At 54.2% G+C, this 14,458-nt stretch carries 14 protein-coding genes; all 14 read right to left on the reverse strand.

All coding sequences use genetic code 11. The features are described 5' to 3' along the window. Positions 1 to 19: 19 nt before the first annotated feature. A complete protein-coding gene (locus ACH2CW_RS00725) occupies positions 20 to 1,471 on the reverse strand; it encodes a hypothetical protein (protein ID WP_395054827.1) in 1,452 nt (483 codons plus the stop codon). Positions 1,472 to 1,540: 69 nt separating this feature from the next. Then, the gene (locus ACH2CW_RS00730; RefSeq protein ID WP_395054829.1) at positions 1,541 to 2,812 is read right to left on the reverse strand and encodes an N-acetyl sugar amidotransferase; all 1,272 of its coding nucleotides are present in this window, start codon (positions 2,810 to 2,812) and stop codon (positions 1,541 to 1,543) included. A 5-nt stretch (positions 2,813 to 2,817) separates the two neighbouring features. Further along, positions 2,818 to 3,585 (reverse strand): HisA/HisF-related TIM barrel protein, encoded by a 768-nt coding sequence (locus ACH2CW_RS00735; RefSeq protein ID WP_395054831.1) that lies wholly within the window; start codon positions 3,583 to 3,585, stop codon positions 2,818 to 2,820. Then, positions 3,578 to 4,189 carry an imidazole glycerol phosphate synthase subunit HisH gene (gene hisH, locus ACH2CW_RS00740; RefSeq protein ID WP_395054833.1) on the reverse strand — a complete coding sequence of 204 codons (612 nt, stop codon included), beginning with the start codon at positions 4,187 to 4,189 and terminating at the stop codon, positions 3,578 to 3,580. The genes ACH2CW_RS00735 and hisH overlap by 8 nt, the downstream gene beginning before the upstream one ends. After that, on the reverse strand, positions 4,186 to 5,322 hold the full coding sequence (locus ACH2CW_RS00745) for an N-acetyl sugar amidotransferase (protein ID WP_395054835.1): 1,137 nt from the start codon (positions 5,320 to 5,322) through the stop codon (positions 4,186 to 4,188). Before ACH2CW_RS00745 ends, hisH begins: the two co-directional genes overlap by 4 nt. Then, entirely contained in the window at positions 5,319 to 6,188 is an 870-nt protein-coding gene (locus ACH2CW_RS00750; protein WP_395054837.1) for a hypothetical protein, read from the reverse strand. The genes ACH2CW_RS00745 and ACH2CW_RS00750 overlap by 4 nt, the downstream gene beginning before the upstream one ends. After that, a complete protein-coding gene (locus tag ACH2CW_RS00755; RefSeq protein ID WP_395054839.1) occupies positions 6,181 to 6,735 on the reverse strand; it encodes a GNAT family N-acetyltransferase in 555 nt (184 codons plus the stop codon). Before ACH2CW_RS00755 ends, ACH2CW_RS00750 begins: the two co-directional genes overlap by 8 nt. Next, positions 6,732 to 8,015, reverse strand: a complete 1,284-nt coding sequence (locus tag ACH2CW_RS00760; protein ID WP_395054841.1) for a DegT/DnrJ/EryC1/StrS family aminotransferase — start codon at positions 8,013 to 8,015, stop codon at positions 6,732 to 6,734. The genes ACH2CW_RS00755 and ACH2CW_RS00760 overlap by 4 nt, the downstream gene beginning before the upstream one ends. Before the next feature lie 9 nt (positions 8,016 to 8,024). Then, on the reverse strand, positions 8,025 to 9,029 hold the full coding sequence (locus tag ACH2CW_RS00765; protein WP_395054843.1) for a Gfo/Idh/MocA family protein: 1,005 nt from the start codon (positions 9,027 to 9,029) through the stop codon (positions 8,025 to 8,027). Between the two features lie 6 nt (positions 9,030 to 9,035). Beyond that, positions 9,036 to 10,085, reverse strand: coding sequence for a pseudaminic acid synthase (gene pseI, locus ACH2CW_RS00770; RefSeq protein ID WP_395054845.1), 1,050 nt, complete (start codon positions 10,083 to 10,085; stop codon positions 9,036 to 9,038). A 12-nt stretch (positions 10,086 to 10,097) separates the two neighbouring features. Continuing rightward, entirely contained in the window at positions 10,098 to 11,552 is a 1,455-nt protein-coding gene (gene pseG / locus ACH2CW_RS00775) for a UDP-2,4-diacetamido-2,4,6-trideoxy-beta-L-altropyranose hydrolase (RefSeq protein WP_395054847.1), read from the reverse strand. After that, positions 11,549 to 12,244, reverse strand: coding sequence for a pseudaminic acid cytidylyltransferase (gene pseF / locus ACH2CW_RS00780; RefSeq protein ID WP_395054849.1), 696 nt, complete (start codon positions 12,242 to 12,244; stop codon positions 11,549 to 11,551). The genes pseG and pseF overlap by 4 nt, the downstream gene beginning before the upstream one ends. Then, positions 12,241 to 13,398, reverse strand: coding sequence for a UDP-4-amino-4,6-dideoxy-N-acetyl-beta-L-altrosamine transaminase (gene pseC / locus ACH2CW_RS00785; protein ID WP_395054851.1), 1,158 nt, complete (start codon positions 13,396 to 13,398; stop codon positions 12,241 to 12,243). Before pseC ends, pseF begins: the two co-directional genes overlap by 4 nt. Next, positions 13,398 to 14,396, reverse strand: a complete 999-nt coding sequence (gene pseB, locus ACH2CW_RS00790; protein ID WP_395054853.1) for a UDP-N-acetylglucosamine 4,6-dehydratase (inverting) — start codon at positions 14,394 to 14,396, stop codon at positions 13,398 to 13,400. Before pseB ends, pseC begins: the two co-directional genes overlap by 1 nt. Between the last annotated feature and the right edge of the window lie 62 nt (positions 14,397 to 14,458).

The raw sequence follows: 14,458 nt of genomic DNA on the forward strand, positions 1-14,458 counted from the left end.
ACATTGGCGAGCACTAATTTTAATCAATCAACTCGCTCCGGATTGCGTATATTATTTTTTCTATGTTTTGCGGATCGTAGAGGCCGTAGGCCGGTTGCGGATCGCCAAGATAAGTGTGCCGTCCGAACTCAATTAATTCACCAGTTAGGGCAATGATGTTGTCCCGAAGTCGGTAATTGCTTGGTTCATTTAATTCACGAGCTAACTTTTCATAGGAACAGGTTTGTATTGCCCCACTAAACCGGTCAAAAAAAACTCTTCCAGCCACCAGCAGGCAGCGGCCAAGCAGCAGCGCATCCATTCCCATTGTGCTGGAAATGGTAACAATCAACGAAGAACGTTTTATGAGTTCTCGACCGTTTTGCCTGCCATGAACGAATCGCAAATTGCCATACTTTATCTTGAGCTTGCGCCAAGCCGCATTAGAAAGTGCACCAAACTGATTGGGGTGCTCTTTTACCCAGAGAATACGATCATCTGGCAAAGCTTTCAGAATCGACTCAACAAACGAAATTTGATTGACGACGTGGGGTGCGAAGTAAAGCAATGAGGCCTCAGGCTCATATTGCAGCGGATAGACAACATTGTTCTCTATCGGCCCCTGTGGCATCAAGTCGTAGATACTATGTCTGGCGAACAAACAAGACAGATAAAATTGATGCTCAGATACGGAGCCTGCTGTCATGTAGTCACCGTTGAAACGGAAATTCATCCGATACCACCGTGCACGCGCTAACCGCGCTATCTGAATCAGTCGACTTGACCAACCTGGTCGCAACACCAGCGGCGACTCCCCTCTTCGCTGCTTAAAATACCCCAGTTTATTCTGTTTTGGTCCTGAAAAAGCGTGATGGTATAACGGGCCGGTTTTATCTGCAATTATGCCATCGACATATTTTTTTATTATTTTAGTAAGACCGGGAATTCCATCCTCGTCCAGAGGCTGGCGACGAACTGGAACCGAGATATTTGTTTGATCAGAAAAATAGAAATGGTCGGAAAAATAGGTATTGCACCAGAGTAACGGCTTAACACCATTTTTTCGGCAGTGATAGAAGATCAGGTGGGTAACAAATAGCGCCACAGGCTCACCAAGAAATCCTTCAAACCGATGTTCCTTGAACAGTTTTTCGACGGCTTGTTGCAATGCACCGGCAATAATTCGGCGGTGAGATTCGTCATAGTGAACCAGATAGCGGTCTGAATACGTGGCCGACCAATCAAAGCCCGTCACCTGACGCATATCTTCGGGTTCTTGCCACAATACCGAATTGGCATGTGAGAAGGCGTCTCTGACGGCTTTTTGCATGTTGAGCACAACCACTCCACCCAGAGATTTGACGATTTTCTCTTCTCTATCCGTCTGAACAATATGCAGGTAGGTGAAATCGTTGTCATATTGAGCAAGGGTCGGCATCAATTTTGACAAATATGAACGCGATAGACAGAGAATTTTTTGTTGCTTGTTCATCTACTGCGCTCTAGTTCTTAATCCGGGGTTACAAAAAACGTTTGAAATATTAATGCGCGGCATGATTAACTATCCCGGATACCCCTTGCCAATCGTGATGTAGGCAGCATCTTTATCAAGACTAAGATTGTGTGTAGCTTTAAACTTGCCGGCCGAGCCTAGCGAGGCAAGAGTCATATCGCCCCCCTCTACCCCTGATTCACTGCGTTTTTTCCAGGCTCCTGGTTGCACTGGCTCCCAAAATCTCGGATTGCGGTGCTGGTTGAGAATGAACTTTAGAGCATTCTCATTTACGCCCAACCATTTACAGAACAGATCAATATAAGGGGCCGGCGCGGACGCGTATTTCTCTACAAGCGCTTGACCCTCTTCACGGGTCAGGCGGCCGTGGCGTATTTCCCGACATGCGTGATCCGTCACTTTTCCGTAACCATGCTTGTATTGCTTTATCAGGTCGTGAAGCCCCATGAAGTTGTAGCAATCAACATGATCGTAGGCGTCGAAAGTTCGCGCGAAGAGACTGGTTTGATAGCCATGGCTGGCGATCATTTTTTCATGCTGCTCTTTGGGGTCCCAGCGGACGTAGTTACCTAAATAGATTCCCCGGACACCGACCGTGTTCAATATGGCATCGTCGGGATAGCGATATTGCCAGATGTCATCTTCTTTTAAAGTATCAAAAATAGACAATAGATCATCAGCTTCGTGTCCCATCAGATCGTGGTCTTTGCGATACCGTCTGGTCATCTCCACCTCATGCTCGTGAGAGAACATGCCTACCTGCTCAACGCCTTGATGAGCCCCCCAGATAATTAACGGTATTTTGTAGTTGACAGCTGTCTGCACCGGAAAGACTGTTTGTCCAGCCAAACAAGGCCAATACATACTGCCCAACTCCCGCAAAGTGGTTCGGGTGATATTTTTTACCGCAGTCGGATTGACGTTTTGAATCAAGATATCGCAATTGAAACGAATCCGGAGATTGGCAAGATTTCGTATGCCCAATGGCGTATTGAAATATTTGTTATACGTCACCAAAAGCGGATTAAGACCTAACCGCTCCTTCACCAAATGGACAATGTAGTAGCTATCATTCGCTCCACTGATGGGAACAATGCAGTCATACGTTTTGCCGCTTTCAACACGGTACGGTGCCACGAGCAACTCTAGCTTCTTCCATCGGGCCGCCCAATCTAGGAAGTCTTTTTCTTCGTGCACGCGACAACCGGAGCAAATGCCATCATCATCTACTGTCAGCCCAAGCGGATGTTGGGTTGTGTAGAGGCATCGCTTACAAGAATAGGTTTGGTAGTCTGTTTGGGTGTTCAGATGCTGACTCATAGGAACTACTCTTCTTTTTCGTAGTGCGCAGCCCGCATGGGAATGCCAACCACATTTTTTTTAAGCCTTTGGATTGCATGTTCCTTGTGGCTGAGAAAATTCCCTACGGCAGCAGCAACGACATTTGCGTTTGACAGCACCTGCTGTAACTGGACAGGATCAGACAAACCACCGAACACCAGCAAGGGCTTGCCTGCCAGTGGAAAGTTGGCCGGTATGGATTGATCAAATCCTCCTTGCTGTCCTTCATGTTGCCAGTCTGTCAGCATGACTTCGGATACCCAATCAAGATGCATTCGCGACGCACACGCCGAGTTGAGCGTGCATTCTTGACCATCTCGATAGTTAAGCAAGGTCAATTGGTGCCCTTGTGAGCGCACGGGCATATGCGCGATGAGTGCCTGGGTGCCGAGTTCGCGGGAGAGGGTTTCCAAACGCTCAGGCGCATCCCATAGCATGGCATCCAGCGTTAACCGATCCGCCCCTAGGCTCACAGCCCTCACGCCGTCATCTTTGTTCCGGATGCCGCCCCCATATATCAATGGTGTCGACAAGCACAAGGCCCCAACCCTCTTTAGGAGATCAAAGTCAGGTCCAAGCTGCGCATGGGTTCGGTCGATACATTGAACAAGAATCTCATCCGCACCCCATCGATCCAGATTTTCGATGAGCATCTCTGGCTTGCCTAACGGCATATAGCGACGGTAGCCTACGGACTGAACAGCCCATCCGTTGCGCACGGTAACCACGCCAATCAGTCGTTTCTTAAGCACGCGTCAACCTCTCGACCATGTTCCTGAGCATCGTACGACCAGCAGTCTGGCTTTTTTCTGGGTGGAACTGCAGCCCAACCACGTTGCCACGTCGCACACCTACGGTGAACGGCTGATCCAACCGAGATACCGCCACTTGATACTCTTCAGGGGCGGAAAACACATGCGAGTGATTGAAATAGAACGCTTCACCGTCATTCGGCTGGAACAACTCATCATTTTTGACCACCTCGATAGTGTTCCAACCTATGTGCCACCGTGCTGATTCCAGCGGAACCACAACCCCAGGGATCAGCCCCAGTCCCGCGGTTACTCCGTGCTCTAGCGACTCGTCAGCCAACAATTGCATACCCAGACACAGCCCAATTATCGGCTTGCCCTGGCGCGCCAGGTTTTGCAAGGGTTCGGTCAACTCACGTTCGTGCAACGCACTCATGGCGGCTGGATAAGCACCGACACCTGGCAGTACAAGCACGTCACTCGCCGCTAGTATTTCGAACTGACTTGAAACTCTGCAACGGTAACCCAGTTCGTGGAAGGTACGCAGAACCGAAGTGTGGTTCCCAACGCCGTAGTCGACTATGCCAACTGTTTTTGGAATCACAAGCCAACTCCCACCTTGAACTTGCGCGTGATCCGTCCATCAGACTGAATGTCAAACAACTGACGATTCACAGAGGCGTGAACCTGTTTCCAGAACTGCTCCACTGAAATGCCGATGTAGTCGGAAAATGTCGCAATGTAATTCGCGCCGCAAGCGTCATCGTACTGTTCTACCAACTCGACTGCCGCCGCTCGCGTCATACGATCAAGTCGAATTTCTTCGTTAACGTAGTCAGTGACACGACCAAATCCAAACTTGTAGTATTTGATCATCTGGTTCAAAGTGACCCAGTCTTCATCCAGCGAGGTGACTCCATGCAGGTCGCCGGTATTGGCCACAGTGTCTTCACGGATCTCGAGGCCGGATGCAGCTGCGTACATGCCGTTGTTGACTAAAGACCAGTCACCAAGGAACCATCCCAGGTAAACGATCTGCAGTTGGTGCCGCTCGAACTCGTCTGGCGTTGGATACTGATAGGGGATGAGGTCATTGAGCTCAAAGCCTGCTTCGCGGATCCAGTCCAGCGCCCCACCTGAGAGGGTGTTCATGTAGCGCAAGTTGTTCCCGTCGTATCCCGTCCGCCCAAGCGTCTTTAGGTCTCCCAACTGGAGCCCCGGGTTTTCACCCCATAGAATCAGTGGGATGCCGTAGTGAATGGCAAGCTGAGGCACAGAGCTGAACAATGCCAGTTCAGTCGAACGCGCCCAGTTGGTGAATTTGTCAAAAGAGGCCCTCATTAGACGCTTCCAGGTACCCGGAGCCGGTGCGGAGATCACCACGTCAAATCCCAGCTCAATGAGGTTAGAGATGTTGTCTGTGCCGCGCTCGGTCACCTGCTCGGGCGGATAGCTGAGGCAGACTAATAGTGGATTGAGTCCCAATTTGTCTCGCACCCATAGCGCTTGACGGGAACTGTCCTTGCCACCACTGACACCAATGATGCAATCGAAGCGACCTTTGCCTGTGCGTCTTTTCTTGTACTCCTCCAGCAAGTCTTGGAGAATGTCGTAGCGCTCTTGCCAATCTACGAACTGAAGGCGTTCAAAGTAATCGCACGCAGAACATATCTCTTCGGCCGTGAACTTTGCATTAGGTCGAGTGTCTGGCTGTAGGCAACGCTTGCAATATTTCATGATGCGATCCGATGTCGGATTTGCTGAATGCCTGCATGAGGCAGGCGCAGCGCGGGCGCCCAAGGGGGCAGACTGCTGTAAACAGGTCGACCGACAGCCAGCGCCAAAATAAGTGCGAAGGATTCGACGCCGACTACCAGATCTGCGCAACTGAGCGCGTCCGATATGTCCACAGAGCAATCCATGCGCACTCGCGCATCGCGCGCCAGGTAGTCTTGGTACTTCTCGGGGTCTTCCGAAGGATGTGGCCGCAGAAGGATTTGATGTACGCCGGAGGGAGAGAGTGAATCCAGGTGGGCCAACGCGAAGTCAAGCGCCTGGAATTCCCCTTCCACATCTTTCCCCCAAGTCTGGCGCACCGGCTCCAGGACGTAAAGCAGCGTACCTTTTCCGGGCGCAGGCCGCACACACTCCACTTGAGCCTTCAAATAGAGGTTTTCGAACTGCCGTACCGGAATGCCAGGCAAAACGGCGTCTGCCAATCGCAGCGCATATTCATCTGCCACCCACAACTCGTCCGGCCACTGCACCTGACCGCCCCGCTCGAAGCGCTGAGGATAATTCACCCAGTGATCCAGTACAGCCACTGTATGGATTCCCTGCGATTTTGCGCGCACACGAGCGACGTGCTCCAGTTCGGTAGCCCAGCCCGTGCCACTGACCAAACTGGCGGCCCCGTCCAACGCAGAGTCCAAAGATTCGCACAGCGGTATATCGGGAAATGTTCTTCGCCAAAGAACTGCGGCAGGCCCTTGCATGTATGCGCGCACCGCGCCCCCCTTCCAAGCCTTCAACCAAGCCAAGATCAGATTGGTTGCGCCGGCGTCATGGCAGACCACAGCAAGTGGTGTGGCGAGCTCATGCATGGCAAAACTTTGCGAAGTACAGCAAATCGACCGGTCGACCGTCGAGCAGCTCCTGTCCCTTACGGGTAGCTTCACATTCAAAACCGACCTTCTGCAAAATGCGGACCATCCCCACATTCAGGGCAAGGGTGCCGGCCGTGATCTTGCGCACCATGCCGCTTTCCAGCGCAAGCACAACAGTTCGGAAGGCATCCTGACCGACCCCTTTTCCCCAGGAGTCAACATGACCCACCATAATCCCGATATCAGCCGTACCGTGGTGAATATTATGGTAAACGGTAAGTGTGCCGACCATGGAGTGGCTATCGCGGTCACAAATTGCCAGGAAATGGTTGTCGCTGTCCTTAAAACTCGAGAGGTACTGAAGGCTGCTTTCCAGCGTGTGCCGACGAAGTCTCTGGTTGCTGAACCGAACCACGTCGGGATCATTCAACCAACCCAAATATGTTGGCCCGATATCAGTCTTCTGGAAAGGGCGAAGCATGACCTTGACCCCTTGCAGGGGTTCGCTCAGCAGCGGCAGTTTCGACGTGAAGGAATTCGTCATGCCTTAAGCTGATCGAGTTGACCCCACACCTTGTGGAAGGCATCGACGATCAGCGCCACGTCTTCAGGTGGCAGTTCGTTCATGCAAATGTTGATGCCCAAAAAGGTCTCGTTGTGTAGCTTCTCCGCGGTTGGGCACAAGCCCGGACCGTATGTAACGTCGCTGGTGCAGTATGGTGAGTTCCAAGGGAAGCCCTTCGTGCCGTAGGCAATCTTGTTGCGAAAGAGCGGCAGCAAGTGCAAGTTCTGATAGCCCACGACCAATGCGGGGACACCCTCCGCACGCAAGGCATCAACCAGCCGAGCCCGGCTCACACCAACCAGTTCTGTATCAAGGGTCATTCCATAGACATAGTAGACATGCGTTGCGCCATCGGCCACCTTCGGCGTCTTGAGGCCCGTGAGTCCAGCCAGACTTTGGTTCAGTTCGGCCGCGATTCGCTGGCGACTCAGGATGCGCCCCTCCAGCTTGCGCAACTGCACCGAAGCAATAGCGGCCTCAATCTCACCCATACGGAAGTTGAAGCCTAGCATGTTGCTTAACTCTCGCGGATCATCAGAGCGAACCACCGCCTCTGCATGGTTTCGAATCAGGCACAAACGCTTGGCCAACCAGTCGTCGTTCGTGACCAGCACACCACCTTCGCCGCAATGGATGTGCTTGTGATAATTCAGGCTGAATCCCCCAATATCCGCTAACGTTCCCGTATATACGCCACCCGTTTTCGCGCCTGGCGATTGGGCGGTGTCGCAAAGGAGTTTGAGTCCGTGACGTGTGGCGATCTCGCGAAGCGAAGCCATGTCTGCAGTCTGGCCAAAAATATCCACTGCGAAGATCGCCTTGGTTTTATTGGTAATCAGCTTCTTCACACTTTCGGGACAGATGTTGAAGGTCGTCAGATCGATGTCGGCGAAGATGGGGATCCCGTTCCAATGCAAGATGGCCGTCGCCGTAGCCGCCATCGTCCAAGGCGAGGTGATGACCTCATCGCCGGGTTCAAGTCCGATCGCACCCACGGCAGCGATAAGGCCGGACGTCCACGAGTTCACGGCGATCGCATGCTTGACGCCAAAGTATTGAGCCGCCTCGGTCTCGAACTGCTGGACCTTCGGCCCCCCCATGAAGCCGGGGCCAGGTGCACCGATATAGGCAGACAGCACACCTCCGCGGATCACCTCACTGGCAGCAGCCACTTCATCCTCGCCCATGCTTTGGAAGCCGCGGAGGGGACCTGGAATGGCGGGCGTGCCTCCCAGTAATGCAAGTTTAGAATTCGCCATATCAGTCTCTCAAATCGTTGAAGGGGTGGCATTCGTCGCGGCCACAAGCAGTTGGTCACAAATCATCTGGACGGCCAGCGCGCTCTCACCAGTGCCGCGGAGAGCTTGCCCATGATTCAAAAAATCATAGATCTCTGTTGCGGCCTGAGTCATCGCTTGCGTGTAACCACCTTCCGACAGTTCGGCGTCGGCAAGGGCGTGGTAACCCTTAAAGTGGGAGCTGTTCTTGGTACGTCGAACTTCCCAGTTTAGCCCTCCATCCCGCATCCGGATCACACCCAGCTCGCAGATCAACTCCAGTTCGAACAATGCGTAATCTTCTGCATGAGCGGGATTCAGACTCACCGGCACACGGCCCACCTCGCTCAATAGCAGCCCTGCGACAGTGGGGTCGTCATCCCAATGGTCGCACACTGGCGCTGCAGCCGCCACTACGTCAAGTGGCCCCAGGATGCGCAACAACAGGTCGATCAGGTGCCCGCCATTGTTTAGCACGCCCTTATTGTAGAAGCCCACGGCGGAGCGTATAGAACCCCAGACTCCTGCACGAAGCTCCTCAACCAACTTCGCTACGGACGGATCCCATTGGCGGGTGTAGTTCACCACCAGTCTCACGTCCTGGTCGGCACAGGCACGGATCCAATCACGCGACAGCGCCACCGACTGGGTCAGGGGCTTCTCGCAGAAAATCAGCCTGGGGGTGAGCTTAAGAGCGGCCTCAAGGTGCTCATGGTGGAGCGCTGTAGGAGAGCAGATGCCGATGACGTCAAAGTCGCCGCACTGGGCCCCGAGCGCATCAATGCTTGGGGCACTCAGTGGGATCTGCCAGTGCTTCGCGAACTCAGCTCTGGCTAGATCGAGGGGATCGACGCATGCGGCCAGCTCAAATCCGCCATGACGACGAAAAGCCCCCGCCTGCGTGACTGGCAAAGCCTCTGCTGGCCGAGCCATGTCAAAGCCGCCGGCGATGTTGCCGCATCCCACCAGTAGGACACGAGGACGTATGATGCTCATTCAGCTTTATCTCAGTAACTTCCAGCTCAGGGGCGTGCCCCGTTCCACGTCAACTTTGACAGTCGTGCCAAGAATTTCGTCCAGATGCTGGGGAGGCAAGCCGAACCCGGGACGGATGGCGCGGACGTTCTGCGTCGTAAGCTCATCACCAGCCTTGAGGTCCTGTGTGATGTATAAAGATCGGCGGAACTGCAGCGAATTCTTCTCTGCCTGCGTGGCCCCGTACTGCACTGTGCCAATCGACTGCCAAGCGCGCTCGGTCTCAATCACGAGTTGGCGGAGTTCTTCCGGTTCTAGCGAGAAGGCGCTGTCCACACCGCCATCGGCGCGTGCCAGGGTAAAGTGCTTCTCGATCACCGTGGCGCCGAACACTACGCTCGCCACGCTGACGCCGGTACCCATCGTGTGATCGGACAGTCCTACTTGGCAATCGAATAGCTCGCGCATGTGAGGGATTGTGGCAATATTGGTGTTCGCTGGCGTGGCCGGATAGGTACTGGTGCACTTGAGAAGCACAAGATGCTCGCAGCCAGCCTCACGCGCTGCCGTCACCGAACGGTACAACTCCGCCACCGTCGCCATCCCGGTAGAGATGATCATCGGCTTACCGGTACGCGCCACCCTCCGGATCAGCGGGATATCGGTGTTCTCGAACGAGGCGATCTTGTAGCAGTCAACATCCAGCGACTCAAGGAAATCCACCGCCGTGAAGTCGAAGGGCGTGCTGAAGGGGATCATGCCCAAGGTGCGGGCTCTTTCGAAAATGGGCTGATGCCATTCCCAAGGGGTGTGAGAATCCTTGTATAACTCGTACAGTTGAGCGCCAGCCCAGAGGCTTTTCGGATCCTCGATTATGAAGCCTGGTCTGCTGCAGTCCAGTGTCATCGTGTCCGCAGTGTAGGTCTGCAGCTTGAGGGCATGCGCGCCAGCCTTGGCGGCCGCCTCAACCAACTCCATAGCCCGGTCCAGAGACTGGTTATGGTTACCCGACATCTCCGCGATGATGAACGGAGCGGCATCGGGTCCGATCATCCGCTGACCGATTTTGAAACTCATGTTAGCTCGCATCTAGGCGACCTCCTTCTCAAGACGGCTAATCCGTGTGGAATAGCCTAGCCGATTGAACATCTTCAAAGACGACGGGTTGTCCTTACTCACCCACGCGTCCAGCCAGCGGACATCCGGGCGAGATGCCTTAAGCTGGCGCTCCGCCACCGTCAGCAGAGCACCGCCCAGCCCAGCTCCTGCCGTATCGGGCGCAAGAAAAATTGAAACCTCCGCGCGCCCAGCCTCAATATCGAAGCGAATCACACCGATATCCCGCCCCTCATGCACCCCTACCAAAAGGATGCGGTCGGGATCGGCCAGGGTTCCACGCATCCAAACCCTGTGATCATCATAAGAAAACTTCGTGGCGACGCGAGACACATCAAGCACGCTGGCGTGGGTGCGCCACTCGTAGATCATCCGTGCGTCCGCCTCAGTAGCGGTACGCACCTGCACCTGTCGCGGTAGCAAGACATCCGCAACTCGGCGAGCCCCCCGCGCGTCGGTGACGGCCAGCGCTTGTCGGGACAAGTGTGCCAACAAGCCCGGAGCCCGGTCGATGACGCGCAACACTTCAGCCAGTTCTCCCACCTCGGGTACGCTGTCAAAACCCAAAAGAAACCCAGCAGCAGCCCCTTCTCGGACTACCTCCCGCTGGTTGTCGGCCAAACAGATCGTCACTGTAGGCAAGCCACAAGCGCAGCGCTCCCATGTGCTAGAGCCTCCTGCTCCGATCGCCAAGTCCGCAGCCAGAAGATGGGGCGCGATTTCCTTTACCTGCACCTTTAACTCAGCTGTACCACGCTGGACACACCATGCCTCCAAGGACGCGAGCGCGGGATGGGAGGCCCCCGCAATTACGGTGACCTCCACGCTGTCAGGCATACCAGCCTCGACCGCCTGCAATGCTCGGATGGTCACGTTATCAGCATCCATACCTCCGAAGAAAACCAAGACGCGCCGGATGCCCTGGTCACGCACCTTGGCCTGCTTTCTTGCCGCCTCGAACTCGGGCCGGAGAAGCGCAAACATTGGACCCCACAGGGGTTGCACGCCTTTCGCTAGTCGCCCAGCATACCGTCGCACTGGTTCGGCATAAAAATTTTGGTCAAGGACCCAGCGGGCCACATGGTCCCGGCCGAGATCATCCAGCGCCAGCACCGGCGCATGCTCCTGCGCAAGACTCTCCCAGACCGGGCCAAGCTCATAGTGATCCAAGATGCAGGCCCACACCCCATACTCGCCATCAAGCGTCGCACGTACGTCTGCTGCGGCGTCGCAGCGCGCCGAAGTCGGCAAGCGCTTAAAGCGGTAACCTTCCTCCTCGATCATCACTACCAGATAGGCCGGCATCTCCAGCGCAGCGAAGCATATCTGCGCTCCGCGAAGACGCAACTCGCGAGCAAGGCTCAGGCAGCGCATCACATGGCCGGACCCAATGGTCTGGGTGGCATCGGCTCGAAAAATGAACCTCACACCAGCCCTTTGGCGAGCAGTGCCGAGTAAACCAGTTCCGCGCGCTCCCAGTCAGAGGGTGTATCGATGTCGACTACGCGCCACTCGGGAATGACGAGGGTTGTTGCGTTGAGATGGATATTCAGCCCTTCGAGCCATGCATCTCTTCGCCCCCAATAGAACTGCCCCACATCAAAATAACCTGACTCAAGGTCTTGAGTTCGTGTCGTCGCATATTCGGGTTGAAAGGGCATCACTGATCCGTCAGGTAGACGGCGCAGTGCGCGCTGAATCGGAGAGGGAAAGCCAGTAATGGGAAACACGTAATGCGCGCGCGAACTTTCGAGTTGCTTATAAGCCTGAGTCAAATCGTTTGTAGAAATGAATGGTACGCCGGGGTAGATGCAGCAGACCTCGCTCACATCCCAGCCCAACGACTGGCATGTGCGTATCGCATGAGCGATCACGGGCACAGTAGGCGTATGGTCGTCTGCCAATTCGGCGGGGCGAATAAATGGGGTTTCGGCACCATAGGCAATTGCAATTTGGGCGATCTCATCGTCGTCCGTCGACACAATGACCTTATCAAAAGCCTTTGAGGTTAGCGCGGCTGCCACCGCATAAGCCACCATCGGTTTTCCATGAAACGACTTGATGTTTTTGCGCGGAATGCGCTTGCTGCCGCCTCGTGCAGGAATCACCGCTAGTTTCATTGGATCGTCAACGTCAGCGCATTGACAACTCTGTCCTGCTGATTCTCAGACAAGGTCTGGAACATGGGCAGGCTGATGGCCTCAGCGTAGTAGCGTTGAGACTGCGCAAAATCACTCGCCTTGAAGCCCATGCGTTCGTAATACGGCTGGGTGTACAGCGGAATGTAGTGCAAATTCACACCAATGCCCTCTGCGCGCAGTCCATCAAACACCTCGCGGTGAGTCTTCGCAATCTTGTCCAGTTGCAAGCGAACCACATAAAGGTGCATTCCCGAATAGCCATCAGGGTGCTGCCATGGGGTGGTGATGGGCAAGCCCTGCAGCAGTTGGTCATATCGCCTGGCCAGTTCGTGACGGCGCGCGACGTACACATCCAGACGCTGCATCTGGCTCACGCCCAAAGCAGCTTGCAACTCAGTCATGCGGTAATTAAACCCCAGTCCGATTTGCTGGTAATACCAGGGCCCGTCGGGAACGTGCGTCATCTGCTCAGGATCACGCGTGATTCCGTGGCTGCGCAACAGCGCCATCTGCCGCGCCAATTCGTCGCTGTTGGTAAGGGCCATCCCGCCTTCCGCCGTGGTGATGATCTTGACCGGGTGAAAGCTGAAGACGGTGATGTCACTGTAGCGGTTGTTGCCAATAAACTCGCCTTTGTACTTGCCCCCGATTGCGTGTGAAGCGTCTTCAATGATCCTGAAATCATATTTCTGACCCAAAGAATGGATAGCCGCCATGTCGCAGGGTTGGCCACACATATGCACAGCCACTAAAATCTTGGGCAATAGACCAGCTTTTTCGGCTTCGATCAACTTGCTTTCCAACGCCCGAGGACAAAGGTTGTAGGTGGATGGGTCAATGTCAACAAAGTCCACTTGAGCACCGCAATACAGACCGCAGTTGGCCGATGCTACAAAGGTAATGGGCGTGGTCCATAACCAATCACCAGGACCAAGCCCAAGCGCCAAGCAGGCGATGTGCAAGGCGGATGTGGCGCTGTTGACTGCCAGGGCGTGTTTGGCCGATACATGTGCAGCCACAGCCTGCTCAAAGCGCGGAACCAAAGGGCCTTGTGTCAGGTAGTCCGACTGCAATACCGATACGACAGCGTCAATATCAGCTTGGGTGATATCCTGATAACCATAAGGGATCATCAGATACTCCCTATTTTTTCGCGGCTGACCTCAATCCAACCCCGTAGCTGGGTGTCGGTCATCCATTCGGTGTTGTTGTCGCTGCTGTAAACAAACCCTTCGGGCACTTTTTTGCCGTCCTTGATACGCTCAGGGCTGCTGCCCCAGTCGTTGATGGTAGGCAATATCTTGAAATGCTCGGGATATTCAAAGGTGTAATGAGAATCTTCTGCGCCAATCATCTGCTCGTGCAGCTTCTCGCCAGCACGGATGCCGACCACCTCCTGCTTGCACTCGGGGGCCACCACGCGGGCCAGGTCGGTAACCTTCATGGAGGGAATTTTCTTGACATATATTTCGCCACCCACCATGTCTTCAAATGCGTGCCAAACCAACTCCACCCCCTGCTCTAAAGAAATCATGAAGCGAGTCATCCGATCATCGGTTATGGGCAGGACGCCCTTATCGCGAATCGACAGGAAAAACGGTATGACAGACCCTCGCGAGCCCATGACGTTGCCATAACGCACCACAGAAAACTTAGTGCCGTGTTCGCCTGAGTAGGCATTACCAGCCACAAAAAGCTTGTCAGATGTGAGCTTGGTTGCGCCATACAAATTGATGGGGCTGCTGGCCTTGTCTGTGGACAGCGCAACCACGCCTTTAACACCTTTGTCAATGCAGGCGTCGATGAGGTTCATGGCGCCGTTCACGTTAGTCTTAATGCATTCGAACGGGTTGTACTCAGCGGTAGGGACAATCTTAGTCGCCGCTGCATGCACAACGTAGTCCACGCTATCCAGAGCGCGGTACAGACGATCCTTGTCGCGTACGTCACCAATAAAGAAACGAACTCGCTCATCACCAACAAATTTTTGGGCCATGTCCCATTGCTTCATCTCGTCGCGCGAGAAAATAATAATTTTTCTTGGGTTGTATTTGGCCAATGTCATCGGCACAAAGGTGTTACCAAAAGAGCCAGTGCCGCCGGTGATAAGAATTGTTGAATTTTTCAGCATGATTCGAATTGATTATGATTTTTCAGAACGCGACGGTCGGTCAAAATATGCGTCCATTTTAT

The sequence above is a fragment of the Polaromonas sp. genome (assembly GCF_043778355.1).
Taxonomy (GTDB): Bacteria; Pseudomonadota; Gammaproteobacteria; order Burkholderiales; family Burkholderiaceae_C; genus Polaromonas.

Excerpts from the sequence above, each read along its gene's own strand:
- ACH2CW_RS00725 (WP_395054827.1), bottom strand. The coding sequence starts at position 1,471 with ATGAACAAGCAACAAAAAATTCTCTGTCTATCGCGTTCATATTTGTCA.
- ACH2CW_RS00730 (WP_395054829.1), bottom strand. The coding sequence starts at position 2,812 with ATGAGTCAGCATCTGAACACCCAAACAGACTACCAAACCTATTCTTGT.
- ACH2CW_RS00745 (WP_395054835.1), bottom strand. The coding sequence starts at position 5,322 with ATGAAATATTGCAAGCGTTGCCTACAGCCAGACACTCGACCTAATGCA.
- ACH2CW_RS00750 (WP_395054837.1), bottom strand. The coding sequence starts at position 6,188 with ATGCATGAGCTCGCCACACCACTTGCTGTGGTCTGCCATGACGCCGGC.
- ACH2CW_RS00755 (WP_395054839.1), bottom strand. The coding sequence starts at position 6,735 with ATGACGAATTCCTTCACGTCGAAACTGCCGCTGCTGAGCGAACCCCTG.
- ACH2CW_RS00760 (WP_395054841.1), bottom strand. The coding sequence starts at position 8,015 with ATGGCGAATTCTAAACTTGCATTACTGGGAGGCACGCCCGCCATTCCA.
- ACH2CW_RS00765 (WP_395054843.1), bottom strand. The coding sequence starts at position 9,029 with ATGAGCATCATACGTCCTCGTGTCCTACTGGTGGGATGCGGCAACATC.
- pseI (WP_395054845.1), bottom strand. The coding sequence starts at position 10,085 with ATGAGTTTCAAAATCGGTCAGCGGATGATCGGACCCGATGCCGCTCCG.
- pseF (WP_395054849.1), bottom strand. The coding sequence starts at position 12,244 with ATGAAACTAGCGGTGATTCCTGCACGAGGCGGCAGCAAGCGCATTCCG.
- pseC (WP_395054851.1), bottom strand. The coding sequence starts at position 13,398 with ATGATCCCTTATGGTTATCAGGATATCACCCAAGCTGATATTGACGCT.
- pseB (WP_395054853.1), bottom strand. The coding sequence starts at position 14,396 with ATGCTGAAAAATTCAACAATTCTTATCACCGGCGGCACTGGCTCTTTT.